21 protein-coding genes are annotated in these 24,987 nt (G+C 52.3%); 9 read left to right on the top strand and 12 right to left on the bottom strand.

The genetic code is table 11. From position 1 onward, the window contains the following. The first annotated feature begins 21 nt into the window (after nt 1-21). Both argA and ilvD read left to right on the top strand, forming a co-directional pair. A complete protein-coding gene (gene argA / locus ACJJIS_RS01050; RefSeq protein ID WP_445355519.1) occupies nt 22-1,344 on the top strand; it encodes an amino-acid N-acetyltransferase in 1,323 nt (440 codons plus the stop codon). 127 nt (nt 1,345-1,471) lie between these two features. Beyond that, a complete protein-coding gene (ilvD, locus tag ACJJIS_RS01045) occupies nt 1,472-3,304 on the top strand; it encodes a dihydroxy-acid dehydratase (protein WP_475709258.1) in 1,833 nt (610 codons plus the stop codon). Between the two features lie 41 nt (nt 3,305-3,345). Here the strand turns inward: ilvD and ACJJIS_RS01040 are convergent, their stop codons facing one another. The 10 genes from ACJJIS_RS01040 to lgt all read right to left on the bottom strand — a co-directional run bounded on the left by ACJJIS_RS01040 (nt 3,346) and on the right by lgt (nt 11,906). Continuing rightward, entirely contained in the window at nt 3,346-3,990 is a 645-nt protein-coding gene (locus ACJJIS_RS01040) for a TonB family protein (protein ID WP_475709257.1), read from the bottom strand. A 224-nt stretch (nt 3,991-4,214) separates the two neighbouring features. Next, complete coding sequence (locus ACJJIS_RS01035) at nt 4,215-5,567, bottom strand: tetratricopeptide repeat protein (RefSeq protein ID WP_475709256.1); 1,353 nt, start codon at nt 5,565-5,567, stop codon at nt 4,215-4,217. 12 nt (nt 5,568-5,579) lie between these two features. Then, nucleotides 5,580-6,197 (bottom strand): energy transducer TonB, encoded by a 618-nt coding sequence (locus tag ACJJIS_RS01030; protein ID WP_475709255.1) that lies wholly within the window; start codon nt 6,195-6,197, stop codon nt 5,580-5,582. A 5-nt stretch (nt 6,198-6,202) separates the two neighbouring features. Further along, nucleotides 6,203-6,604 carry an ExbD/TolR family protein gene (locus ACJJIS_RS01025; protein WP_444934360.1) on the bottom strand — a complete coding sequence of 134 codons (402 nt, stop codon included), beginning with the start codon at nt 6,602-6,604 and terminating at the stop codon, nt 6,203-6,205. Between the two features lie 112 nt (nt 6,605-6,716). Beyond that, a complete protein-coding gene (locus tag ACJJIS_RS01020; protein WP_282930984.1) occupies nt 6,717-7,244 on the bottom strand; it encodes a MotA/TolQ/ExbB proton channel family protein in 528 nt (175 codons plus the stop codon). A gap of 14 nt (nt 7,245-7,258) precedes the next feature. Next, nucleotides 7,259-8,629 carry a MotA/TolQ/ExbB proton channel family protein gene (locus tag ACJJIS_RS01015; protein WP_475709254.1) on the bottom strand — a complete coding sequence of 457 codons (1,371 nt, stop codon included), beginning with the start codon at nt 8,627-8,629 and terminating at the stop codon, nt 7,259-7,261. Continuing rightward, nucleotides 8,626-9,408 carry a DUF3450 domain-containing protein gene (locus ACJJIS_RS01010; protein WP_413663573.1) on the bottom strand — a complete coding sequence of 261 codons (783 nt, stop codon included), beginning with the start codon at nt 9,406-9,408 and terminating at the stop codon, nt 8,626-8,628. Before ACJJIS_RS01010 ends, ACJJIS_RS01015 begins: the two co-directional genes overlap by 4 nt. 287 nt (nt 9,409-9,695) lie before the next feature. Then, nucleotides 9,696-10,205 (bottom strand): dihydrofolate reductase, encoded by a 510-nt coding sequence (locus ACJJIS_RS01005; protein WP_445362660.1) that lies wholly within the window; start codon nt 10,203-10,205, stop codon nt 9,696-9,698. Between the two features lie 9 nt (nt 10,206-10,214). Further along, complete coding sequence (locus tag ACJJIS_RS01000) at nt 10,215-11,048, bottom strand: thymidylate synthase (RefSeq protein ID WP_475709253.1); 834 nt, start codon at nt 11,046-11,048, stop codon at nt 10,215-10,217. A 6-nt stretch (nt 11,049-11,054) separates the two neighbouring features. Continuing rightward, nucleotides 11,055-11,906, bottom strand: coding sequence for a prolipoprotein diacylglyceryl transferase (lgt, locus tag ACJJIS_RS00995; RefSeq protein WP_444908395.1), 852 nt, complete (start codon nt 11,904-11,906; stop codon nt 11,055-11,057). A gap of 88 nt (nt 11,907-11,994) precedes the next feature. On the opposite strand from lgt, the gene ACJJIS_RS00990 reads away from it, so the two are divergent. From ACJJIS_RS00990 to mepK, 5 genes are all read left to right on the top strand, one after another. Continuing rightward, a complete protein-coding gene (locus ACJJIS_RS00990) occupies nt 11,995-12,816 on the top strand; it encodes an NRDE family protein (protein ID WP_475709252.1) in 822 nt (273 codons plus the stop codon). A gap of 414 nt (nt 12,817-13,230) precedes the next feature. Then, nucleotides 13,231-15,183 carry a L,D-transpeptidase family protein gene (locus ACJJIS_RS00985; RefSeq protein WP_444892208.1) on the top strand — a complete coding sequence of 651 codons (1,953 nt, stop codon included), beginning with the start codon at nt 13,231-13,233 and terminating at the stop codon, nt 15,181-15,183. Nucleotides 15,184-15,370: 187 nt separating this feature from the next. Then, nucleotides 15,371-16,594, top strand: a complete 1,224-nt coding sequence (locus tag ACJJIS_RS00980) for a L,D-transpeptidase family protein (RefSeq protein ID WP_475709251.1) — start codon at nt 15,371-15,373, stop codon at nt 16,592-16,594. Between the two features lie 56 nt (nt 16,595-16,650). After that, nucleotides 16,651-17,829 carry a L,D-transpeptidase family protein gene (locus ACJJIS_RS00975; RefSeq protein WP_475709250.1) on the top strand — a complete coding sequence of 393 codons (1,179 nt, stop codon included), beginning with the start codon at nt 16,651-16,653 and terminating at the stop codon, nt 17,827-17,829. Nucleotides 17,830-18,690: 861 nt separating this feature from the next. Continuing rightward, a complete protein-coding gene (mepK, locus tag ACJJIS_RS00970) occupies nt 18,691-19,224 on the top strand; it encodes a peptidoglycan L,D-endopeptidase MepK (protein WP_282930973.1) in 534 nt (177 codons plus the stop codon). A gap of 68 nt (nt 19,225-19,292) precedes the next feature. On the opposite strand, the gene ACJJIS_RS00965 is transcribed toward mepK, so the two are convergent. Both ACJJIS_RS00965 and ACJJIS_RS00960 read right to left on the bottom strand, forming a co-directional pair. Beyond that, entirely contained in the window at nt 19,293-20,477 is a 1,185-nt protein-coding gene (locus ACJJIS_RS00965; protein WP_413663580.1) for an imelysin family protein, read from the bottom strand. Nucleotides 20,478-20,519: 42 nt separating this feature from the next. Then, complete coding sequence (locus ACJJIS_RS00960) at nt 20,520-21,188, bottom strand: histidinol-phosphatase (protein ID WP_444919255.1); 669 nt, start codon at nt 21,186-21,188, stop codon at nt 20,520-20,522. Between the two features lie 338 nt (nt 21,189-21,526). Between ACJJIS_RS00960 and ACJJIS_RS00955 the strand changes: the two genes are divergently transcribed. After that, nucleotides 21,527-22,033 (top strand): RNA pyrophosphohydrolase, encoded by a 507-nt coding sequence (locus tag ACJJIS_RS00955; RefSeq protein WP_282934628.1) that lies wholly within the window; start codon nt 21,527-21,529, stop codon nt 22,031-22,033. 108 nt (nt 22,034-22,141) lie between these two features. After that, a complete protein-coding gene (gene ptsP, locus ACJJIS_RS00950) occupies nt 22,142-24,394 on the top strand; it encodes a phosphoenolpyruvate--protein phosphotransferase (RefSeq protein ID WP_475709249.1) in 2,253 nt (750 codons plus the stop codon). Nucleotides 24,395-24,987: the final 593 nt, after the last annotated feature.

Genomic DNA, 24,987 nt, shown 5'->3' with positions numbered 1-24,987 from the left:
ACTTGCACACGGTAAGAATTAGTGAGCGACGATAACGCCTCCCTGAACTGGTTTCGCCACGCGGCACCTTACATCAACGACCTCCGCGGTCGCACTTTAGTAATTGGTATCCCCGGCGACGCTTTAGAGCACGCCAATTTCCGCAATCTAGTACACGATATGGCGCTGCTCGCCAGCCTTGGGGTTCGCTTGGTTGTTGTGCACGGCGCGCGGGAACAAATTAATCGAGCCCTGGATGAGCGCGGCATAGAAAATCGGTTTCACGAGAACCAGCGTATTACCAATCGAGAGACATTGGAAATTGTTAAGTCCGTCGTGGGCAAACTGCGCTTCGATATTGAAGCTGCTTTTTCCCAGGGACTGCCAGACTCACCGATGGCGCGTTCGGCCCTCAAGGTGGTCTCAGGCAATTTTGTTACCGCCCGCCCCAGTGGCGTGCTCGATGGCGTGGACCTGGGCTGGACCGGCACCGTACGGCGCATGGACACCAGCACTCTGGAGCAAAACCTGGATCAGGGTTCCCTGGTGCTCCTTTCTCCCCTGGGCACATCCCTGACCGGGGAGCTTTTCAATATCAATTACCTGGATCTGGCCGCTGAGGCTTCCAGAGTTTTGCGCGCCGAGAAACTAGTGCTATTCCGCGAACCTGAGCAACTTCAAGTGGACGGAAATCCGGTACACGAGTTAAGTATTTTGCAGGCAGAGCAGGTTTCACCCAAAGTGCAAAGCGCAACCCTGCGCTGCGCCATTCGAGCCTGTAATGCAGGGATCGCCCGTACACACCTACTTAGCTTTTGTAAAAACGGCGCCTTAATTCAGGAGCTGTTCCGCCGTGAAGGGGCCGGTACCATGATTTACCGGGACAGCTACGAAGTTGTGCGCAGAGCGCGAATTACCGATGTGGGCGGCATTCTTGGACTGATCCGCCCGTTAGAGAAAGATGGCGTTTTGGTACGGCGCTCCCGCGAGAAGCTCGAGGCAGAAATTGAACACTTCACGCTTGTGGAAGTGGATGGTACTCCAGTTGCCTGTGCAGCTCTGTATCCCATTAAGGATGATAAGGGTACTACCACAGCAGCCGAAGTTGCCTGCCTTGCAAGCCACCCGGAATTTCGCGGTGGAGGGCGTGGTGCCAAGCTGATGCGCCACCTTGAGAGACAGGCGCAAACAGTCCAGGTTGATGAGCTCTACGTCCTCACCACCCAGACAGAGCACTGGTTTATCGAGCAGGGCTTTGAGCAAGTCGGTATCAGTGAGCTGCCTACCGCGCGAAAGTCCCTGTACAACATTCAGCGCAATTCGAGAATCCTGCGTAAACGCCTGGGGAAAAGTCAGTCCACTTAGTCATAGAAATTTGAAATATCCATCCTTAATACTCCTTTAATGGGTAGTTTGAGCGCAAAAACATCCCAGGAAAGTCCGTTTTTTGCTAAGCTGGCGCATTCATTGTTGCCAGCTGGAATCTGTGACTATGCCCCAATACCGCTCCCGCACCTCTACCGCCGGTCGCAATATGGCCGGAGCCCGCGCCTTGTGGCGTGCCACCGGTATGACGGACGAGGACTTCCATAAGCCAATCATTGCCATCGCAAACTCTTTTACCCAGTTTGTCCCTGGACACGTACACCTAAAAGATATGGGTCAGCTTGTCGCAAGGGAGATTGAACGCGCCGGCGGCGTGGCCAAGGAGTTCAATACGATCGCTGTGGATGACGGTATCGCAATGGGTCACGACGGCATGCTCTATAGCCTGCCCAGCCGCGAAATTATCGCTGACTCAGTGGAGTACATGGTCAATGCCCACTGTGCCGACGCCCTGGTTTGTATCTCCAACTGTGACAAGATCACACCGGGAATGATGATGGCAGCCATGCGCGTGAACATTCCAGTTATCTTTGTCTCCGGTGGCCCGATGGAGGCCGGCAAAACCAAACTGGCTGACCACAAGCTCGACTTAGTAGATGCTATGGTGATCGCCGCTACAGATACGGCCTCCGACGAGGAAGTTGCTGAGTATGAGCGCTCTGCATGCCCGACCTGTGGCTCCTGCTCAGGTATGTTTACAGCGAACTCCATGAACTGCCTGACCGAGGCCCTGGGGCTTTCACTCCCTGGTAACGGCACCATGCTAGCGACCCACGCCGACCGCAAGGAGCTATTCCTCCGCGCTGGCCGCGAGATCGTAACCCTGACCAAACGCTACTATGAGCAGGATGACGAAACTGCCCTGCCGCGCAACATCGCCAACCGCACAGCCTTCCGCAATGCCATGGCACTCGATATCGCCATGGGAGGCTCCACTAATACCATCCTGCACCTGCTGGCAACCGCTCAGGAAGGTGAGATTGACTTCACCCTGGAAGATATCGACAGCCTCTCCCGTGAGGTTCCACAGCTGTGCAAAGTTGCCCCCAATACCGAGAAATACCATATAGAAGATGTACACCGCGCCGGCGGTGTAATGGCTATCCTCGGGGAGTTGGAGGCCGCAGGTCTTATCGACTCTTCACTACCAACCGCCTACGGTGGTTCGCTCGCCGATGCCCTGGCACGCTGGGATATTTGCCGCACGGACGACCAATCTGTACTGGAATTCTATCGCGCGGGCCCCGCAGGCATTCCCACCCAAACAGCTTTCAGCCAGGAATGCCGCTGGTCCACTTTAGATGCAGACCGCCAGCGTGGCTGTATCCGTTCTGCTGAGCACGCCTACTCCTCTGAGGGAGGGCTCGCCGTTCTCTTTGGTAACCTGGCCCCCAATGGCTGTGTAGTGAAGACTTCCGGCGTCGATGAGTCGCTGTGGAAATTCGAAGGCCCCGCCCACGTAGTAGAAAGCCAGGAAGAGGCGGTTTCCAATATCCTCGAAGGGAAGGTCAGTAAAGGTGAGGCTGTTATCGTCCGCTATGAGGGTCCTAAAGGTGGACCTGGTATGCAAGAGATGCTTTACCCCACTAGTTATTTAAAATCCAAAGGACTCGGTGAGCACTGCGCATTGATTACCGATGGCCGCTTCTCAGGCGGTACTTCGGGCCTCTCTATCGGACATGTTTCACCTGAGGCAGCTTCTGGAGGTAACATCGCTCTGGTTCGCAATGGAGACCTTATACGTATTGACATTCCAGGGAGGAAAATTGAAATCGCTATTGAGGAAAGTGAACTCGATAAGCGATGCAGGGAAATGGAAAAAAATCCCAATGGCTGGAAGCCAATCGAAAAGCGCCCTCGCAAAGTCAGCAAGGCACTGAAAGCCTATGCCATGCTTGCCACCAGTGCAGACCGCGGGGCGGTAAGGGAAATTGACTGATTAAAACTGCTCTAAAAAGAACGGCCCCTAAGGGCCGTTTTTTATTCCGCTATTTTGTAACTGATTCGATTGCGTACCCCGTAGCGCTCCACTGGCTGGCCAGCTTCCATTTGAGGCCGATACTTAAACCTTTCTGCCGCAGCTATCGCAGAACGATCGAATACACGGGTTGGGTTACCATTAGAGTCATAACCACCAACAACACGGGCATCTCGCACTGCCCCTGTTTTTGTCACTGTAAACTCTACAACAACATATCCTTCAATTCCCCTGCGCAAAGCGGCACTAGGATATCGCGGTGCAGCTTTGTACACAGGCAAAGGATCTTGCGATACCTTCATCCCAGTTTCAGAGACTGGTGTTGGAGAGCCTATTTGAATATTCAGCTTAACCGGCAAGACTTCAGTCTGCTCAACTCGCATATTCGGCTGTTCAATGACTGTTTGTGGTGGTGTAGGTGCCTCATAATTTTCGGTAACAATCACCTTTTTCGGCATATGTACCGATTTAATCTGTGGCAACAACTCAACTGCTGGCTCTTCAATATCAGTTGCCACCAGCTGACTCATCAAAAAGAGCAGCCCCACTGTTGTCACGGCAGCATATCCCAGGCCCTTCACGTAGCCTGCAAGTAAATGCTGGGGGAAAAACACGGAGTTGGGAATTGACTGACAAGCTCTATCCATAACACCTCTCCTATTATTGTTAGGGTGCAATAAGCGGCATCCTTGTGCCGAAAATGGAAAAGCTGATCAGCTACCTTTTATCATTAGCTAATTTACAAAAAAATGCAAATAGTCTGTTAATACAGGTTATCTCAAAATTTTGTGCCGGAACTCACAAACAAACACGTATAAAAAAAGCCACGCATTTCTGCGTGGCTTTTAAGGGGTTAAAGAGTTAACTGGTTTTAAATTGCCAGCTGCTCTTCACGCTCCTTTTCACCTTCAACAAAGGAAATCCACTGATTGGCGAACTTCTCTGAGCGCTCATCTTTACGTGCAAGCTTGAGGCTCTTTAAAGCTGCGTCATAACGCTTAAGGTTGGCATTCGCCATACCCATTACGATATGCAGCTGATCAACACGCTTGATACCACCTTTGGCCAGAGCTTTCTTACCCATAGAAAGGGCTTTCTCGTTCTGATCCAGGTCCAGGTAAATACCAGCCAGGCGCGAATAGATCTCACCTTTATCAGAAAGCTGTGCTGCCGCTTCCAACTGGGGAATAGCTTTCTGCAGCTCTTGTGACATCTGGTAGGCCTGAGCTAGAGTTTCCAGGTTTTTAGCTGTGCGTGGGATCTTCTTATCTTGGATACCCCTGGCAATCACTTTAGCTCCTTTATAAGGCATTTCATGCCCCATAAAGAGATACCCCATATTTAGCAGGTCTTTATCCTTTTCCAAAGCTCCGGCAAGGTAAGCTGCTTCCATCATGTGCAGCTGATCCTTATCGCGCTTCAGTTCACCGTATACTGCACCAAGGGTTTTGTAATACGCTGGCTTCGGGTAGTACTGCACCAGTTTTTCTAGAACGGCAGCTACTTTCGGGTAGTCTCCGCGCTCGAAGTAAACATACTGCTGTAAGCCGAACCAACCTTCCTTCGGTATCTTGCCCTCTTTTTCAAACATGGATACCGCTATATTGATATCCGCGAGAGCCTTATCCTGATTGCCAATCTGGTTGTAAGCCTGAGCACGCAGTGCATAGGAGTCAGCAGTGATACGATCAGAAACTTTAAACCACTGGTTCAAGTAGTTAATCGCCTGCTTGTAATCCTCAGTTACGAAGTACAGCTGGGCAAGTGTAAACAGGGTGCCCACTTCCAATGCTACCGGCAGGTTTTTCTCACCCTGGGCCAGTACCTTTTTAAAGTAAGGGATCGCCTCTTTATAGTTTTCAGTGCTGTAATAAACAACACCGAAGAAGTTGTACATTTGGGCAACTTCGTAGCCGTTGTACCGCTTCTTGCTTGCATCCATCTCTTTCAGCGCTGCAAGAGCACCCGCCCAATCCTCTGCATCTGCAGCCTCTTGAGCTTTTTCCAGCTTCTTGTACGCAGCTTCACGCATAGCCGGAACTTTACGGGTTTTTTGCTTGCTCGGTTTTTTTTCTTCCTGCGCTTGTGCTGAAGCGAACGGCGCTGACATGCCGACAGCTTCTAACACTGTGACGCTGACCGTCGGTGCAAGAACCAAGGGTAGCGCCACTGAGGTGCGCAGAGCGAACTTGGACAAACCTTTAGTTATGGTCGTCAACTTCATAGTGCTTCCCCTTTAGTCCTTAGCCATGTTAAAGCTGATCTTGGTCCTAACATTAGGAACTTCGGTCGGCTTGCCATCGACTACCCGCGGCTTGTACTTGTACTTCAATGCGGACTTCAGGGCAGACCGATTGAAAACCGTTGTAGGCTTACCTTGCAGCGTAAAAGCCTCAATTACGATCGGATCGCGTACTGAACCGTTTGTTGTAACGGTGTACTCAACGATTACATAACCTTCCATACCGCGCTGTAGAGCGCGACGGGGATACTGCGGCTGTACTTTTACGATTGGAAGATAGTCACCTTCACCAAAGCTGAAACCAGACAGCTTAACGTTGCCACCCGCAGAGGGAGCAGCGATATTGATGCTGCCATCAAGATCCGGCTCCTCAAAATCAGGCTCCGGCATCTCCGGTGGCGGAGCCTCAGGCTCATCTGGTTTTACCGGCTTGGCGGTGTCGTACTGTGTTTCAATCTTCGTATCAGGCATCACCACATCGGCAACTTTGTACTCCGGAGTATCCTCTGGAGCACCCATGTTTGCCGCGATCAGCTGATGCATGGTGAAGATGAGGCCAAAGGTAGTGGCCAATGCCAATGTACCTGCCCCAAGAAGTCTTACCGGGTTCATAGCTGTTAACTCTTCTCTGTAGCGACGGAAACTTTCTTGATACCAATCTTCCTGGCTGCTTCCGCAATCAGGGCAATCTTCTCAATGCTTGCTCCCTTATCGGGCTGAATTACCAACCACCCTTTCGGGTTTTCCGAGTAGAGGCGCTCCAGGACAATTCGTACCTGGCGCTCATCAACCTTCTCTTTAGCAATCCAAACCTCGTCACTGTCGTTGATCGCTACCAGGATAGAGGCGGCCTTGAGTTCAGCGGTCGTCGATTCCGGCTTCTCAATATCAGCACCCGGCTCCTTGATAAAGGTCGCGGTGACGATAAAGAAGATCAGCATGATAAACACCACGTCCAGCATGGGCGTGAGGTCAATTGCGCCGGCTTCCTCTTCTGCCGTATTTTGTCTTTTGCTCATAGCAACTCTCTTAGCGAACTTTTCCAGCGGGGGCTCAGGGAGCCCCCGGCGAAAGTATCTGGCTTGGCTAAACCTTCACAGTAAATAAGCAGGCTTATTAACTGGTGTATGCTTAGTGATCCATCGTCAGATGATCTTCCAGCAGCTGGGTTTCACGCTCAGCTTTACGGGCAAGGTAAGTGTTGGCAAATACGCCTGACAGCGCCGCAACCATACCCGCCATTGTCGGGATAGTTGCCATGGATACACCACTGGCCATCTGCTTGGCGTCACCACCACCTGTAATCGCGAGAACATCAAACACATTGATCATGCCCCAAACCGTACCCAACAGCCCAAACAGAGGAGCCAGGGCGACACAGGCTTGGATCATGTCCATATTGTCCTGAATTTTCTCGGATACCCGGGAAATCATCGCATAACGGATCTGGTGCGAAGCCCAGGATTTGCGCTCACCGCGCCCCTCCCATTGGTCTACCGCACCTTGAACGTCACTTTTCAACCCTTTGTTAAAGTAGAAAACACGTTCAAAAATCAGCGTCCACATAAAGAAGGTCAGGCCGGCGATCAGGAACAGTACTGGCCCGCCCGACGCCATAAAGGCGTTGACGGCGGCCCATGCGTCATTTAATGCGTGCATGTTGCCGCCTCCTCTTATTTGCGCTCGGCGTTTTCTGCCACGATACCAGCACTCTGCTCTTCCAGAATGTGCAGGACACGCTTGGCACGACCATTAACTACGGTGTGCATCAGAACGGTTGGGATAGCCACAACCAGACCGAGAACAGTGGTAATCAGGGCTGAGGAAATACCGCCGGCCATTGCCTTGGGATCGCCCGCACCAAAGATAGTGATCGCCTGGAAGGTGATGATCATGCCGGTAACGGTACCCAGCAGACCCAGCAGCGGAGCAACCATCGCGATGATCTTCAGCAGGTTGAGGCCGGATTCGATTGCCGGACGCTCTTTCAGTACTGCTTCTTCCATCTTCAGTTCGAGAGTTTCACCGTCTACACCTTTGTTCTCTTCTGCAACAGCCAGTACACGACCCAGTGGGTTATTAGTGTTCGGAGTAGAGGAGCGCAGCTGTGCATTCACTTTGGCGCCAACGCCAGTCAGAATGATCAGGCGGAAGATAGCCAGCAGCATCGCGAAGGCACCAACAGCGGAGATGATGTAGCCCACGATGCCACCTTGGTGCCAACGCTCTACGATATCCGGGCTATTGATCATGGCTTTCAGGTAGGAGCCGCCGGTAGGACCAGTTGGGTCTACACCGAAGGCACTGAAACCACTGGTAGAAGCCTGCAGAGCTTCAGCCATGCCTTGGAACTTGGCGTCCGGCTGACGAATCAGCTCAGCCATTTTGTAGGCATTGTTCATTTCCAGGTATTTACCATTGGAAACCAGATTGAAGTTACCTACACGAACCACTTCCTGGTCAGCCTGCTCACCGTTGGGCTTGATCACGGTCGCGTTAAACTTAACGATCTTGCCGGATTCAACCGTTTCGCGCTGAATTTCAAACCACAGACGCTCGATCTCTTCGATAGTCGGCAGCTGAGTAGCGCTGTTCATTTTGCCCAGAAGGCCATCAATGAACTCAGTACGGTTAGGGTATTGAGCGGAAACCAGAGAGGAACCGATATTGGCACGCAGGTCGGCAGCAGTAGAGGACATATGGCCGAACAGTTCCTTCAAGGAACCCAGGCGCTGGTCCAGTTGCTGACGCTTCTGATCAACAGCGACTTCCTGCTCCTGGTATTTCTTTTCCAGGTCAGCAGAACGCTTCTCTTCAGCGGTGCGAGTATTCTTCGCTTGGTTCAGCAGGGCATTCTGGTTTGCCTTTTGACGGCGGAACTCAGCTTCACGCTGCTTGTGTTCTTTGGACTCGGCAACTTTGGACTGCTGAACCATTTTCAGCAGGTCGTCCAGGGAAGCAGCCTTCTCTTGAGCAACTGCGGAGAAGCTGATCAGACCAGCTGCTGCCGCTATTAAAACGCGTTTGGCGAAAGAGGTTTTCATTGCGCTGCCTCCGGAGCCGGAATCGGCATGGTCATGATGTCGATAGTGGCCTGCTTCTTGGCAATTTTCAGACCGTTCATGAGAGCGCGGCGGTATTCACCAGCGTCGATCTCAACCCACGCTTTTTGCGCTTTGTCATATGCGAGGGCAATTTCTGCATCAGTAGTCTGAGCCAGCAGGGCGATACGGCCGATTTGCAGAACGCTCACCTCGCGCTCCTGACCAGCAACGGTCAGAGTATCGCGGTAAGAGTCGATCTTACGGGCGTATTCCGCTTCGAAGTTGTACAGCTCCAGTACCTGGCGGAATTTTTCCGCAACACTTACATCGGAACGGTCCATGGTGCTCTTAACACCATTGAGGTTCGCCATACGCTCTTCGAGCTTGAACGGTGCGTCCAGCTCAATGAACTGCTCCAGACCTTCCAGCATACGCAGAATCAGCGGCTGAATCTGACGTTCAATGACAGTAACGTTGGCAATGGACTCGTCCAGCTCATTGATAACTTCGAGCTGGTTGGCCAGCTGCTTTTCCAGCTGACGGTTGTATACGCGCAGACCATCGATTTCTTTATTAACCACCTTGAAGTCCTGCAGCAGGCTGCTGGTTTCGTCGGCAATCTTGTCGATGCGCTTTTGCGATGCCTGGGCCGCAGTGGTTTTCTGCTGGCCGACGGCGAGTACGTTATCAAGAGTATCCGCAGTGGCTACGCTGCCGTAGAGCGCGCCAGCAGACAGCGCAGTGGTCAGCGCCACAGCCATGAATCGCTTGGTTTTCATTAGACCCCCCAGTGGGTTCAATATTTCACAACATGGTCGCGATGAGATAGCTGCCACAACGCGGTGTCCTTTTGTTTTAAAAACATTGGTTAGAAGACAGCTAAGAGCCGCACATTGTAAACAGCCGATTTGATTATTCAAATGCCGATTGCCAGCATCGGCCCGCTTGGGTAGCAAGGTAACACTTAGGTAACATTCCCGGGTCACATGCACACATTCGCGGCGACGTTCCCTGTGCGAGCTGTTGGAGAATTTAACAGATCGATCAACTTTTGATCAAATTGTTTTTATTTAAATCTGTCATATTGGACTAATGAGTAGTTGTACTCATTCCTGTCTGAGGCCGGGTAACACTCTCGTGCCGATTCGACCCATGAGTCATCCATGTCGGGAAAGTATGCATCCCCGTCGATATTTGCGTCAACTTCGGTGACATATAAGCGGGCAGCCAGTGGCAGTGCCTGGCGGTAAATTTGTGCTCCACCAATGACCATCACCTCGCTTGCCCCACTGTCTTTAGCGCTTTCTTGAGCCAGACTCAGGGCTTTATCCAGAGACTGGACCACCTCAACGCCATCCGCAACCCAATCGGTATTACGCGTAATGACAATATTTACGCGCCCCGGAAGTGGGCGACCAATAGACTCAAAGGTCTTTCGTCCCATTACTACAGGCTTTCCCATAGTGGTCCGCTTAAAAAACTGCAGATCGCCAGAGATGCGCCAGGGGAGCTCATTGTCCTTACCGATAGCACCATTGCGGGCAACCGCCGCAATCAAAGCAATAGAAACCGTCATTACTGCCCCTTAAACCGCTACAGGTGCTGGAATATGTGGAAAGGCTTCGTAACCCTTGAGCTCAAAGTCCTCGAAACGGAAAGAAAACAGGTCTTTGACCTCTGGGTTCAGGTGCATTTGCGGCAGAGGCAGTGGATCGCGCTGCAATTGCAGCTCGACCTGCTCCACATGGTTCGAGTAGAGGTGAGCATCACCAAAGGTATGAATAAAGTCGCCAGGCTGCAAACCACATACCTGTGCCAGCATAAGGGTCAGCAGGCTGTATGAGGCGATATTGAAAGGCACCCCCAGGAAAATATCTGCGCTTCGCTGGTACAGCTGGCAGGACAACTTGCCATCAGCGACATAGAACTGGAACAGGGCGTGGCAGGGAGCCAGGGCCATGCGCCCTTCGCGGGCATTATCAGCAGGTGAAACACCTTCATCTGGCAGATCCGCGGGGTTCCAGGCGCTAACCATCAGGCGCCGGGAGTCCGGGCGGGTTTTCAACTGGTGTACCAACTGCTCAATTTGGTCGATCTGGCGACCATCAGAAGTGGGCCAGGAGCGCCATTGATGGCCATATACAGGGCCCAGATCACCGTCCTCTGTCGCCCACTCATCCCAAATCCGCACCTTATTGTCCTGCAGATAACGGATATTGGTATCCCCCTGCAAAAACCACAGAAGTTCGTGAATAATCGAGCGCAAATGGCACTTTTTAGTGGTGATCAGCGGAAAACCCTCCGCCAAATTAAAGCGCATTTGATAGCCAAACACACTGAGAGTACCAGTGCCGGTGCGGTCACCTTTAGCGGTGCCGTTATCGCGCACATGGCGCATTAGATCGAGATACTGCTTCATCTACTGCTATGCTCCGCCTTTAACTCGGGAAGACCCTGCTTTCTTACCTTTCTGCTCAGTTCGCCCCTCGGGAAGCGGCTGAGTTTTATAACTCCACACCAGCAATGCAATGCCGGCAATAATCATCGGCAGGCTCAAAAGCTGCCCACGAGTCATCCATCCAAATAAATCAAAACCAATATGCCCATCGGGCTCCCTGACAAACTCCACCAGGAAGCGGAATACACCGTAGAGCATCACGAACATACCACCCACCGCGAGTCGAGGGCGCGGCTTACTGGAGAACCACCAGAGCAGCGCAAAGAGAACCAGTCCCTCAAGGAAGGCTTGATACAGCTGGGATGGGTGCCGGACCAGAAGGTCCGGGTCCTTTGGAAAGACCATGCCCCAAGGGCCTTCAGTTTCACGCCCCCAAAGCTCCTGGCCAATAAAATTACCGATCCGCCCAAGCCCAAGACCGATGGGCACCAGAGGAGCAACGAAATCAATTAGAGCCGGGAAGGTTGTACCAATTTTACGCGCGTAGAGTGCCGTGGCCAACATTACCCCAATCAGCCCGCCGTGGAAGCTCATCCCCCCTTCCCACAGCCGAATCAGTGATATCGGGTCTTCGAGCAACTGGGGGAAGTTATAAAAGAACATGTACCCCAAGCGGCCACCGATAACGACACCAATGGCACAGTAGAGAATCAAGTCCTCAACTTCGGATTTAATAACCGGCGACCAGGGTTTGGCACTTCGGCGCAATGCCAACCACCAGGCCGCGACAAAGCCAGCCAAGTACATCAGCCCATACCAGTGCACTTTTAAGGGGCCTATTGCAAAGGCTACCGGGTCAATTTCGGGATAGGTCAGCATGGGGGAATCGCGATTGCCAATAAAGGGCGTATTATGGTCGTAAAGCCCCCCGCTGTGGAAGGGCAGCTTGCCCCTAGGGAACATCCCAATGTGTCTACTGCTATTCGCCTATCAATGCCACCCTAAATACCCGCTGCTGTTGATCGCCAATCGGGATGAGTTCTATCAAAGGCCAGCCGCCTCAGCTGCGCGCTGGCCCGGGACCGGGCTAATTGCGGGTAGAGACCTTGAAGCCCAGGGAACCTGGGCCGGCGTCTCCCCCGGTCGGGTCGCCGCTGTAACCAATATCCGGGAGCCTGGGACACCGGAACCTGTAGGAGCGCTATCCCGCGGGGAAATACCGCAGAAATTCCTCAGCCAACAAATTAGCCCTGAGCTTTTCATCCACTACCTGGAATCCCAGCAGTACCGGGGCTTTAACGCCCTGCTGTTTGATGTTGAGAATCAAAACACTCTCTTCTGTGCCGGAAACCGGCACAAGCCATTTACGTTTGAACCGGGTATTCACGGTATCTCCAACGGCGCACCGGACGAACCCTGGCCAAAGGTGGAGAGGGGCAAAGCGGGGCTGGCAGAAATAATACCTGCGGCCGACCAACTGGTAACAATCGAGAGCTTTGTGGAGCCAGCACTGGCACTGCTCAAAGATCGCACCCCCGCGCCGGACCAACAACTCCCCCATACCGGGCTACCACTGGAGATTGAGCGGGCGCTCTCTCCTATATTCATTCAAATTGATGCCGATAGCTCGGCGACAGAACCAATGCTTCGCAATGGAGGTTACGGCACCCGCGCGAGTACCGTGATCACCATCGACCAGAGGGGGTGTGGCCAACTTTGGGAGCAGACTTTTATACAGGGCAATGAAAATGGACCCCTGCGCTACTTCACTACCCAGTCGCCCAATTAAGCGGGCTCAATGCTAATGGCAGAGAAATTGTGCATAACTTTTTGTGCAAGCCTCTGCACCATATTCAAATAAGCCCCAGTAAACACGCCCCTTTTTCACCCATGAGCGAAAAATTTGGCGCAAAACTCATCATTCACAAATCCTTACTCTAAAAAGAATGAAGCGCCAAGCAAATTTTGCATTTATTGCCATACTTACTTTCACAGACTGAAGTTGGTTGAGTTTCGCGCAAGCAGGACACCGACATCAGTCTTAATAAAAGGAAGTCGCGCGGGACGCATGACACGTGCGAGTCACCGATAATATCCCTGAGTATCTGGATGGGCTCGCCACAGGTTGGGAAGGTATGAACGATCTGGCGCCCGGCATTTTCCAAAATATCGCACCGGGCCCCCGCAGAATCGCTGAGGTACCATGTCGTATTTCAACCCCGAGCATCGTAGACGCAAATCTGTACTTCCACTGCTGACACTGGGTAGCCTCTGTGTCTTCATTCTTTATTATGCTTTCGCAGCAAACCAGAAGACCGTACCCGTTTTACCGGAGAACGCTGTTCGCCCTCATTTAGTGCACTGGCTGGAGGAAAACCCCGATGCCTGGCCAGCCCAGGACCCCATTTTTAACCCCGCCGCTGTGCGCAAGATCTACCAGCGCACGGATTACCGCTTGCTTTGGTTCGATAACTACAGCCTAAGTGATAGTGCCAATGACCTGCTGAAACAACTCACAGCTGCCAGCTCCGGCAATCCGAGCAGCATGGTCGACTACCGCTACCACCTGGGGTACTTCGATCGCACCTTGCGCGATACACCTCAACGTCTGCAGATGGCAGCCGTATTGGATATCTTACTAACCGATGCCTTTGTGTCCTACGCGCAAGATACCCAGCTGGACAGGCTCAAGCCCAAAACCCGCCCGCGTCGGGGTGTCACACCGGTTCTGCGGGATAGCGAAGGTTTCCGCCTGGTTGCGACCAGCACCGCTCAACAGCAGGCTTCCAGTGAACCCAGCGGGCGCAAGTACTTCCGCGGATATGATCGCGCGGCCAATCTAGGCAGCAATGTTCGCAGCCGCTATTACTCGCGGGAATACAATGCGGATACTTCCGGCAATTACTCAGGACGCAATTATTCCGGTAGCACTCGCACCTATGAACGCAGTCGATACCGTTCCTATCGGGACAACAATAGTGGTTCGGGTTCTGGCAGTCGCGTTTATTACAATCAGGGGCGGTCAAATACTGCCGCCCCACCGGTGAGATCTGAAAATAGTGAGGGGCCTTACTACGAGGAAAACCGGCCCTATGGCAACGATGTAAGAGCGCTGCGCGGTGAGCTGCAACGACTGCGCAAGATTTCTTCCAGCGGTCGCTGGCGTCCAATCCCGGCGGGTCCCGCCATGACCATGGGTGCACGCCACCCACATGTGGGCCTCCTGCGCAACCTGCTCTCCCTATACGGTGATTACCAGTCTTACTACAGCTACGGTGGCACTGATCGCAATCGCTTCGATCGGGGCCTTCACCAAGCGGTGGTGCGCTTCCAGAAACGTCACGGCCTGAGAGCAGATGGTATTGTCGGTCGCTCAACTCGCAAACGCCTGAACTTATCCCCAGCTGCGCGCGCCCGCATTGTGGAAATGAATATCAAGCGCCGCGAAGAGTTGCCGGAACAATTGGGTAGCCGCTTTATCCAGGTCAATATTCCTGCGTACCGTCTCAAGTACGTGGAAAACGACCAGGTCAAACTGGCGATGAATGTCGTCGTCGGTAAGAAAAAACACGCAACGCCTGAAATAACCACCCGTGTCAGCAAGGTAGTCTTTAACCCCACTTGGACAGTACCGCGCAGTATCCTGGTGAATGAGATCCTCCCCAAAGCTCGTAAAAACCCTGCGGGTATGGAAAAAATGGGATACCGGGTGATTAGCGGCAGAGGTGAAAAACTGCCCCTGACTCCGCAAAATCTATCTGCTGCAGGTGCGGGTTCCTACCTTATGCGCCAAATGGGCGGTGAGGAAAATATATTGGGACGTGTCAAATTTGAAATCCCCAATATTCACGACGTGTACCTCCACGATACGCGCGCGCGCAAACTTTTTTCCCTGACCACTCGGGGCTATAGCCATGGCTGTATCCGCCTGGAAAAACCCCGCCATTTGGCCGAAGCACTGCTTCGTCCCCAAGGAGATTGGGATCAGTGGCGTATCGATCAATTGACCACTGGAGAGGAAACCACGGAAGTGGATATGTCCCAACTGGTGAAGGTTTACATCACCTACTGGACTGCCTGGGTCGATGGTCAGGGCAACCTGAACTTCCGCCCGGATATTTATGGCAAAGATGGACTGACCGATAATCAATTTTAAAAGAAACCGGGGCGGCTATTCGTCGCCCCGGTTATAACCAAGGAATTATTGAGCGTGTTATTCCATTAATTAGCCTTTCTTAAGCAGCACCATTCCTGAAAATTATTTAAAGACTATCAGTCACAAGTTATCAATGTGAGCACAGTGATAAATCTCACTGATTTCTCAGTGCTTGCAGGGGTGACTTATGGGTGCTGCCAACAATTCACTTTGCGCTTTTTTGCCACGCAACCAACTAACCTCCCTCAGGGCGAGTGCCGCTGCGATTGCCATAGCAATATCGCTGGGTATCCACTCACCACAAATAATCGCCGAAGCTCAAGATATCGTCGAGCCTGACCTGATCGGCAGTCGCGATCCTTTTTTACCTCAGGGCAGGCAATTTTCCCTACTCAGCGAAGCGTTAGCACGCTACCAAACCCTGGCACAAGGTAATTACTGGAAACCGCTCAGTGCTGGACAACCTATCGCACCGGGCAGTCGCAGTCCCCGGGTTGAGCAATTGAGAAGCCTGTTAATGCTCTATGGTGATCACCATCCCGAAGAGTATGGAGCAAATACTTCTAAAGCAGATGTCTACGACAAAAAACTGCAGCAAGCCGTTAAACGGTTTCAGAAACGTCACGGATTAAAGCAAACGGCACTGGTTGATGAGGGAACCCGAAGTCGACTCAATACCCCGCCAGATAAAGTTGCCAAAATTCTGGCAGCGAATATTGAACGCTGGAAACAACTTCCCAAGGATTTAGGGCCTCGCTATATCATCGTGAATGTCCCGGAATTTAATTTGCGCCTAATTGAAGGCGATAAAGAGCAGTTCCGTATGCGTGTGGTTGTGGGAAAACCAAAACACAAAACACCGCAAATCGCTACCCGTATGACGCGACTGGAATTTAATCCTGTATGGCGTGTCCCGCCCAGTATTGCGCTGCGTGAACTTTTACCCAAGGGCAGCTCCGCACTGAGAGCTAAGGGTTATCGCCTAATGAATCATCGGGGCAGATCGGTGCCTTTTACTCGTGGAAATGTGGCTGCAGTGCGTCGAGGACAAGTTTCACTGCAACAAAAAGGCGGGCCGGGAAATGCTTTGGGAAGAGTGAAATTTGTTATCCCCAATCGGCAGGCCATTTTTCTCCACGACACAAATAGCAAGCATTTATTCAAAAAATCCCAAAGAGCCTTTAGCCACGGTTGTATTCGCCTGGAAAAACCATTGCAGTTTGCTCGCATGATGTTAGCCCAGCAAAACAAGTGGAGTGATGCCCGTATCAATCGCGCGCTGGGAAGTGGTCGCACCCATGGTGTTGCCCTTAAAAATCCCCTACCGGTTTATATCGCTTACTGGACTGCCTGGATCGATGAAAATGGGCAGCTTCAGTTTCGGCCGGATATCTATAACCGGGATCAGTAATAGGAGGTAACAGAGTGAAGCGGATTGAGAGCTACAGGGACTACTGAGTTATCAGTATGGCAAATGGCCCATTCCAGCTCGGCATCGCCGCACTGATAAGCCTCGTAATTGCCTCGGCCAGCCCTTTGAATGCTTCATTCACTGGGCGGACCGATATCATTATTGAGCCAATCAGTTCGACCCAGCAATTACGCGATACCGCTCAGGCCTACCGACTGTTAGCGAAAAACTGGCGACCGATTACCCAGGGAAAAACTTTACAGCCCGGAGACAAAGGCCCTCGTGTCCTACAACTACGTAATTTACTGGCAATGTATAAGGATTATCACGGTCAGCCCGGGCCGCTTTCCGCTCCGCAAAAAGACCCCCGAAGATTTGACAGTGCGCTCCAAGCTGCAGTGGAGCGCTTTCAGGAACGCCACGGATTGAACGTTACCGGTATCGCCGATGAAGACACACTTGCAGCCTTGGCTATATCGCCAATGGAACGCGCTAAGCAAATGGAATTAAATGCATCCCGATGGGAGCAGCTAAAGCTCCCAGAGGATGATCGCTACGTAATCGTCAACGTGCCCGACTATCGATTGCAGCTTATTGAAGATGGTTCGGTCGCTCTCAATATGAAAACCGTCGTGGGAAAAAGCAGTACGCGCACACCAAATTTACGCACGCGGATAACCAATATTGTTTTCAGCCCAACCTGGACTGTCCCCCGAAGTATTCTTGTCACCGAGCTTTTGCCCAAGGCACGACACAACCCAACAGCCATGCACAAGCGGGGTTATCGAGTAGTGCAATATCGCAGCGGTAAATCATCCCCTATTACAGAGGAGACTATTGCCAAGGCAGCCGGTGGGCACGCTACTTTGAGGCAATTGAGTGGCCCTGAGAATACCCTGGGAAAAGTGAAATTTGTTATCCCCAATAAGCAGGCTATTTTTCTCCATGACACCCAGGCTCAAAGCCTGTTTAAACTTCGCCAGCGGGCATTAAGTCACGGATGCGTAAGGCTACAAGCACCAGAAGAATTAGCTTATTTTCTTCTTCGTGACCAGGGGTGGGACAGAACCCGGGTAGCGCAGGCAGCCAATGGGCACGATGCTCTGAATGTAAAGGTGAAGGGATCACCCCGTATTTACATCGTTTATATGACCGCCTGGATAGATAGGGATGGGCGCCCCCAATTCCGCTCTGATATTTATCATCGTGACAAAGAACAGCCTTATCCAAATTAGGGAGCCTATCGGCAAGTGAAAAATATTAAGTATCGCTAAAGGATTTTGCCTGTTCTCATTTTCGCTGGCAGCGCGCTATAACGCTAAAGTTCTCCAAACAATAGAATTTGAAAGACACCGGTCAAAATAACCACCTAAGCAAGTTTGATTTAATTTTTCAAAGCACTACTCACACTTCTATTTAAACCCTGGCTTTGGTTTGGAAACTACATCCTTGTTATCACAAAATTAGAGTTTTGCCATATTCACAACCGTGGTAGCAATACTGGCCGGATCTAATTTTTCCAGGTTTCTTTTTATCGCCCGCTACTACTGGCGGGCTCCAAGAAGTCGAGATCAATACGCCCCCCATATATAGGGCGGTCCTGGATGCCGGATAACCTAAACAGCTGTATGTCCGGAGAAATACTACGCTGGCAGAGCCCAATCTGCATGTATATACATGTACATACAAATTCTTATCTTCTATATATCTAGGTTGTCCTCTGTATATAAATGGGTAAACCAGCCACTAATAAAGAAGGCTATCGAGCTCATGACCGAAGAGGTGATCGGATAGCTCCCAAGTACACTGACGAAACCGCCCGATAAAACTTATAAGTCGCAGAAAAATAATTTTTTAGCGATTAGCGTGCAATGACAACGCTGTCTCCACCCTATTCAGCACTATCGACTGATCAGCAATAAAAATTCCGGTTTCAGGTAGCAGAAAAGAAAAAATATACCACGGGGGCCATCTAATTATTTCCGAATTAGCAGCTTCAGGTTTGTAACAACTGGTTATTTTTTGTACATTTTCCGCCGTACCCGGTTGCGCCAACTAAGGCAAACCGACGAGAGATTTAACGACGAGGCGGAATTATGAAGAATCCATCCAGACGTCGATTCCTGGCAGTGACCTGCGCAACTGCGGCGGCCGTCAGCGCCGGACCGACTTTCGCAAAAGTAGGTAGCTCCCGCACCCTGAAAATGCGCAACCTGCACACCGGGGAGAAGCTGGAGGCCGCCTACTGGACTAACGGAGATTACAGCAGCGGAGGCCTGAAGCAGTTCAACAAATTGCTTCGTGACCACCGCGCCAACGAAGTGACCCGAATGGACCCCAAGCTTCTAGATATCGTCTACAAGCTGAAGGAGAAGTTCAATTACAACGGCACCATTGAGATTATCTCTGGGTACCGTTCACCTAAAACCAATGCCAAACTGCGCGCAGCTGGCCGAGGCGTAGCGAAACGCAGTTACCACACACGTGGTATGGCCTTGGATATCCGTATGCCGGGAGTGTCCCTGTCGAAGTTGCGCCAGGCAGCACTCAACCTGAAAGCGGGCGGTGTCGGATACTACCCGAAGAGTAACTTCGTACACGTGGATACTGGCCCTGTACGTCGCTGGTAATCCCCACCCAACAGATACAAAAAACCCGGCAGTCGCCGGGTTTTTTGTTATGCCTGTGAGAGCAAGATTTATTCACCATCAACCGGTAAGCTAACCGGCATCACATCCTGATCGGATACTGGCACTTGGGTAGTACCTGCCATCAACCCGGCGATACGTTCCAGAAGTTTGCGTGCCTGGGCCAATTGGGTCAGCTCCGCCAGCTCAATCGGGTCTTCCATTTGCAACAACAAGCTCTCGAAATCCACAAAAGCCTGCTCTAAAGCCGTCACCTGATGTCGATCCAGCAACAGCTCCGCTAAGCCGCCCCCACCAGTGGGAATCCAGTTTGACTGGAGAGTTGCCATAATTGCCAATATCGCCTGCTTTGAATCGGCAGCACGGCTACTTTCCACATCGCTCTCGGAACTCTCCGGCAACCTGCGCAACAGCTGCTCATCAATCACCCGGGTGTGCGATGCACGGATTTGCTGCAATCGGGCAACCGGTCCAAGGGATAAATAGGGTCGCGACAGGCTGTTGGCTGCCGTCGGCCAACGGCGGGCCAAGCCTGCCATATCCTCTTCCACACCTTTAACGATCAAGCGGGTTAGTTCACGGCGCCGATTGACGGCCAGGGCCTCGGGTTTTTCCCCATCGGACTTAGCCAAAAACTGCTCCGCAACCCGCTCGCTGGTGGGCCCCCAGAGCATAATTTCCAGGGCGTGAAAACCGGTGCTGGCCTCTTCATGGGCCGTCAGGCGGTGCTGCTTGCGGAGATTCGTTAAGGTCAGATCAATGGCCGTATCGTTAACGATACCGCTCTCAGAATAACCCGGCACTGTATCCAGGTAGCCCGCCTGAGCCGGCCAACTATCTACTGATAACAGTAATTTTCTACCCTGGCTGCGCAACTCTCCCGAAGAAAAAGCCAACTGGATATAAGGCAGTGCAGCAGCAAATTCCCTGTGGGCATCCAGCCAGGCGAGCCTGGCATTTTCCAACTTGTTTTCATTCGGCTGAGCCAGGAGACCATCCACTTCACGCTGCAACGTTTCAACAGCGGCATGGGCGTGGATAACCTGGGCCTCACCCGCCTGCCAAATTGCCAGGGATAACTCGGTCGCAGCCTTTTCATTCACAGGTTGCGGCGCAATACTTTGTTGCGATACCTGCTGCGGTTTTTCTACCGCTTTTTGCTCACAGGCAGAAAGTCCGGCCAGGGCCCCGATTAAAACAGCCAGGGCCCGGTACTGGATAATAGATCCGTTCACTCAATTCCCCATCTTGTGCATTTCACAAATACTGGCAAGCACCTACTCACTCTCTTCCCGCAAACTGATCACCGGCCAGCCGCGAGCCTTAGCTTCTGCGCGCAGACGATCATCCGGGTCCACCGCAATTGGGTGCTCAACTTCGCCCAGTAAGGGCAGATCATTGATGGAGTCACTGTAGAACCACTTTTCACTGTTGGCGTATTCCGGGTTGTGGGCCAGCCATTGGCGCAACCGGACAACTTTTCCCCCCTGGTAACAGGGTTCACCAACGACCTTTCCGGTGAACCGCCCCTCATCCTCCTCTGGCTCAGTGGCCAGCAGGGTATCGACACCGAGGCGCGAGGCAATAGGCTCAACCACAAAGCGATTGGTCGCAGTGATAATCATGATGTGGTGGCCTTTGCGGCGGTGCTCGCCGATCAGCTCCTGGGCCCGAGGCAGCCACAATTCACTGATAACTTCCTGCATAAACTCGCTTTGCAAGTTATCCAATTGACCACGGGAAAGCTGAGCCAGGGGCTCCAAGGCAAATTCCAGGTAGGCAAAAATATCCAATTCACCGCGCTGGTAATCTTGATAAAAGCGATCGTTAGCCGAGCGGTAACGGGTCCCGTCGACATGTTCACGCTCCACCAGAAATTCGCCCCAGGCATGATCGCTATCACCACCTATCAGCGTGTTATCCAGATCAAAGATTGCCAAGTGCACCGTCGACTCTCCCATAACTATAGGTTCCCCATAAGCATTTGACCGCCAGGAAGCCGGAAACGTCCCCTGCGCGGCCGCTAATTTTACCTTGCGCCGCACGACAGCACACGGACTGCGTCACTGAATTGCTGTAAACCCCCCGCTGTGGAACAATGCAGAACAAGTAAGTGCAGCGCACGGCCGCACACAACAGTATTGAGGATGGTATTTTGGGCGACGGCAAGCCGGCACAGGCCGGACGAAAGAACCGCCGTAAGCCCGCCAAGCATTCGAATCGCAATGATAAAGCCCCGGCCGGTAACAAGAACCGGGGCACGAGTGGCGAGAGCAGCAGCAATATCGATGCCGAGGGGTTCCGCCCCAATGTCGGTATTATCGTGCTCAACGCCCGCGGTCAGGCACTGTGGGCGCGGCGGGTAGGTGGCAAGGACGCCTGGCAATTTCCCCAGGGTGGTATTAATCCGGGCGAAACCCCTGAACAGGCGCTATATAGGGAACTGTACGAGGAAGTAGGCCTTACTCGCGATCAAGTCAGTATGATTGCCTGTACCCGAGGCTGGCTGCGCTATCGCCTGCCTCAAAGGCTGATTCGACGTCGCTCCGAACCACTGTGCATCGGGCAAAAGCAAAAGTGGTACCTGCTGAGGCTCGAGGCAGAAGAGGCCTCTATCAGCTTCGACAATGGTTACAAACCCGAATTCGACCACTGGCGCTGGGTAAGCTACTGGCACCCACTGAGTAAAGTGGTGACCTTTAAGCGTGAAGTATACCGGCGTGCACTGACCGAGCTGGCCCCACAACAAATACAGCTGGAGAGACGCTGGCTGCGCGGACAGGACAGCTGACCGCACAGGGTAGTTAGCAGCGTATCTTCACAAAATGGCCCCGATCAGCATCGAAATTCTACTTTCCGGGGCCATCGAATTTCTCCGTTGATTGGCGAGGACAGGCCATTGCTCGGATCTCTGCGCAGTATCGTTCAGGAAGTAAATGCCGCCCGGAACCTCACCGCGGTGCTGGAAATCATTGTGCATCGCGTGCGGGAAATCATGCACACCCGCGTCTGCTCCGTATATCTGCGCGACAAGCAACACGGCAACTATGTCCTGATGGCCACCGATGGCCTCAACCCCAAAGCGGTTGGCCAGGTCCACCTGGCCCCCGGCGAGGGACTGGTGGGCAATGTAGTTACCCGTGAAGAACCGATTAACCTGGAAAGAGCCGAAGCCCACCCCGCCTTCCAATATTTCCCCTCTACTGGAGAAGAGCGCTTCAGCGCCTTTCTCGGCACACCGATTATTCACCACCGCGCCGTACTGGGTGTCCTGGTTGTGCAGCAAGAGGAGAAACGCCGATTCGACGAATGGGAAGAAGCTTTCCTGGTTACACTCTCGGCGCAGCTCGCCGGCGTTATCGCCCACGCCGAGGCTACCGGTCTTCTGGCCTGTATTGGCAAGCAACAACGGGAAACTCACTTCTCTGGCATTGCCGCGTCCCCCGGTGTGGCTATCGGGCGGGTACATATTGTCACCCCGCATGCGAATCTCGGCACAGTGCCCTACTCCGAATGCGAGGATGTGGACACTGAACTGGCCCTGTTTCAACAGGCCCTGACTGCCGCCCAAGAGGAAATTCGCGAAGTCGGTGAGCGCCTGAAGAGCGACCTCAGCCCCGAGGAACGGGCGCTATTCGATGCCTACATCAGCATGTTGGATGACAGCTCCCTCGCTGTCGAGGTATGCGATCGCATCCAACAGCAGCTCAGTGCCCAGCGGGCCTGGGCCGAAGTTATGTTGGAACATGTGCGGCGCTTTGAAGCCATGTCCGACTCCTACTTTCGCGATAGGGCCGCCGATGTTCGCGACCTGGGCGCCCGAGTGCTGATGCACCTGCGGCAACAGCAGCAGAGCGACCGGGACTTCCCCGATAACACCATCCTGATCGGCGAAGAGCTAACCGCAGCGGTATTGGCAGAAGTACCCAGGGAAAAGCTGATCGGAGCCGTATCCGTTAAAGGCTCCTCCAACAGCCATGTGGCTATTATTGCCCGAGCCATGGGACTGCCCGCTGTAATGGGAGTTCAGGACCTGCCCTACGAAACCATCGACGGTGTCGATATGGTGGTGGATGGCTACCGGGGCGATTTGCATATTCACCCCGGCGCAGAACTCAAGCGCCGGTACGACGATATTGTTGCAGAAGAGCAGCAACTGGCCCGCAACCTGGACCACCTGGCTCAACTCCCGGCAATCACCTCCGATGGCCATCGCATTCGCCTGATGGTAAATACCGGGCTGATGGCCGATGTTGTTCGCTCCCTGGAGCGCGGCGCTGAAGGAGTAGGACTTTTCCGTACCGAAGTACCTTTTCTATTGCGAGACCGTTTCCCCTCCGAGGAAGAGCAGCGGGAAATTTACCGGGAGCAACTGGAAGCCTTTGCCCCCCTGCCCGTCACCATGCGCACCTTGGATATCGGCGGCGATAAAGCACTGGCCTATTTCCCTATCGAGGAAACCAATCCCTTTCTGGGATGGCGCGGTATTCGCGTAACTCTCGACCACCCGGAAATATTCCTGGCGCAAGTGCGCGCCATGATGAAAGCCAGCCTGGGGCTAAATAACCTGCGAATTATGCTCCCCATGATCAGCGGCCTGAACGAGCTCGAAGCCGCGCGCAAACTGGTGGAAAGAGCCTACCGGGAGCTGCTTGAAGAAGGTTACGAAATTGTTATGCCCCCACTCGGGGTAATGGTAGAGGTACCCTCCGCCGTCTACCAAGTGCGGGAACTCGCCGTACATGCAGATTTTATATCGGTGGGTAGTAATGACCTCACTCAATATCTCCTGGCGGTGGATCGCAATAACAGCCGCGTAGCCAATATTTACCACGCCCTGCACCCGGCAGTCCTGCGCGCTTTGCAGGAAATCGTAACAGCGGCCCATGCCGTTGGTACCGAAGTAGGGATTTGCGGAGAACTAGCAGGAGAACCTAGCGGTGCATTGTTATTAGTAGCCATGGGCTACGATATGCTATCGATGAACGCAACTAACTTACCGCGAATAAAAGCTACGCTGCGTGCCGTTAGCCGAGCTGATATTGAGCAACTCCTGCAACAGGTTTTGCAGATGAATAGCCCCGAGCAAATTGAAAGTACCGTGAAAGGGTTTCTTAATGAGGCAGGGCTGAAGGTGTCTTTGCAGCCGTAAATGATGAGGTATTTAAATCTAAATTTACCCAATTTTATAAAGCCTGAGTTCAATATCTAACAACCAAACCGTTAGCCCCTCGCAACAGCAAGATATTTGCCCAAGCGATTAATGAAGAGCTATATCGCTCAACATTATTCTGACCTTCTAAATAACTTCTCAATGTTTCCTAATCCTTAAGCTACTTTTCAGAAATGGCAAGCTCACTTTATTTTTAAGCGTGTCAATGGCATAGCAGAATATCCCCCACCCAAAGAAAAAACAAATAACTACTAAATACGCGTGATACTCAATTAGTACACTCAAACTAAAAAAATATCTAATCCTTCACAACACTCAATCCTGAAGCCTTGGCCTCATCACACTTCTAAATTCCCGATAATTCTGACAAGTTAGTGAGTGCCAGCTCAGGTAATTATGATCATTTTGACCGTTATTTTTGAGCTTTACATAGAATGTATAAAAATACTATACAAATCAGTCAGTTATAAGTTGAGTTAAAAACCGGGATAGTAGTCAAAGTGATTATTTTTGTAGTTTGCACTTTAGCACCAAATACATCTAACCCTATGATTTTTATTTAAAATTTCCGT

It is taken from the genome of Microbulbifer maximicatervae (SeqCode) (assembly GCF_056231245.1).
Note: the sequence above shows the minus strand (reverse complement) of the source record. Positions and strands in the feature narration are given on the sequence as shown.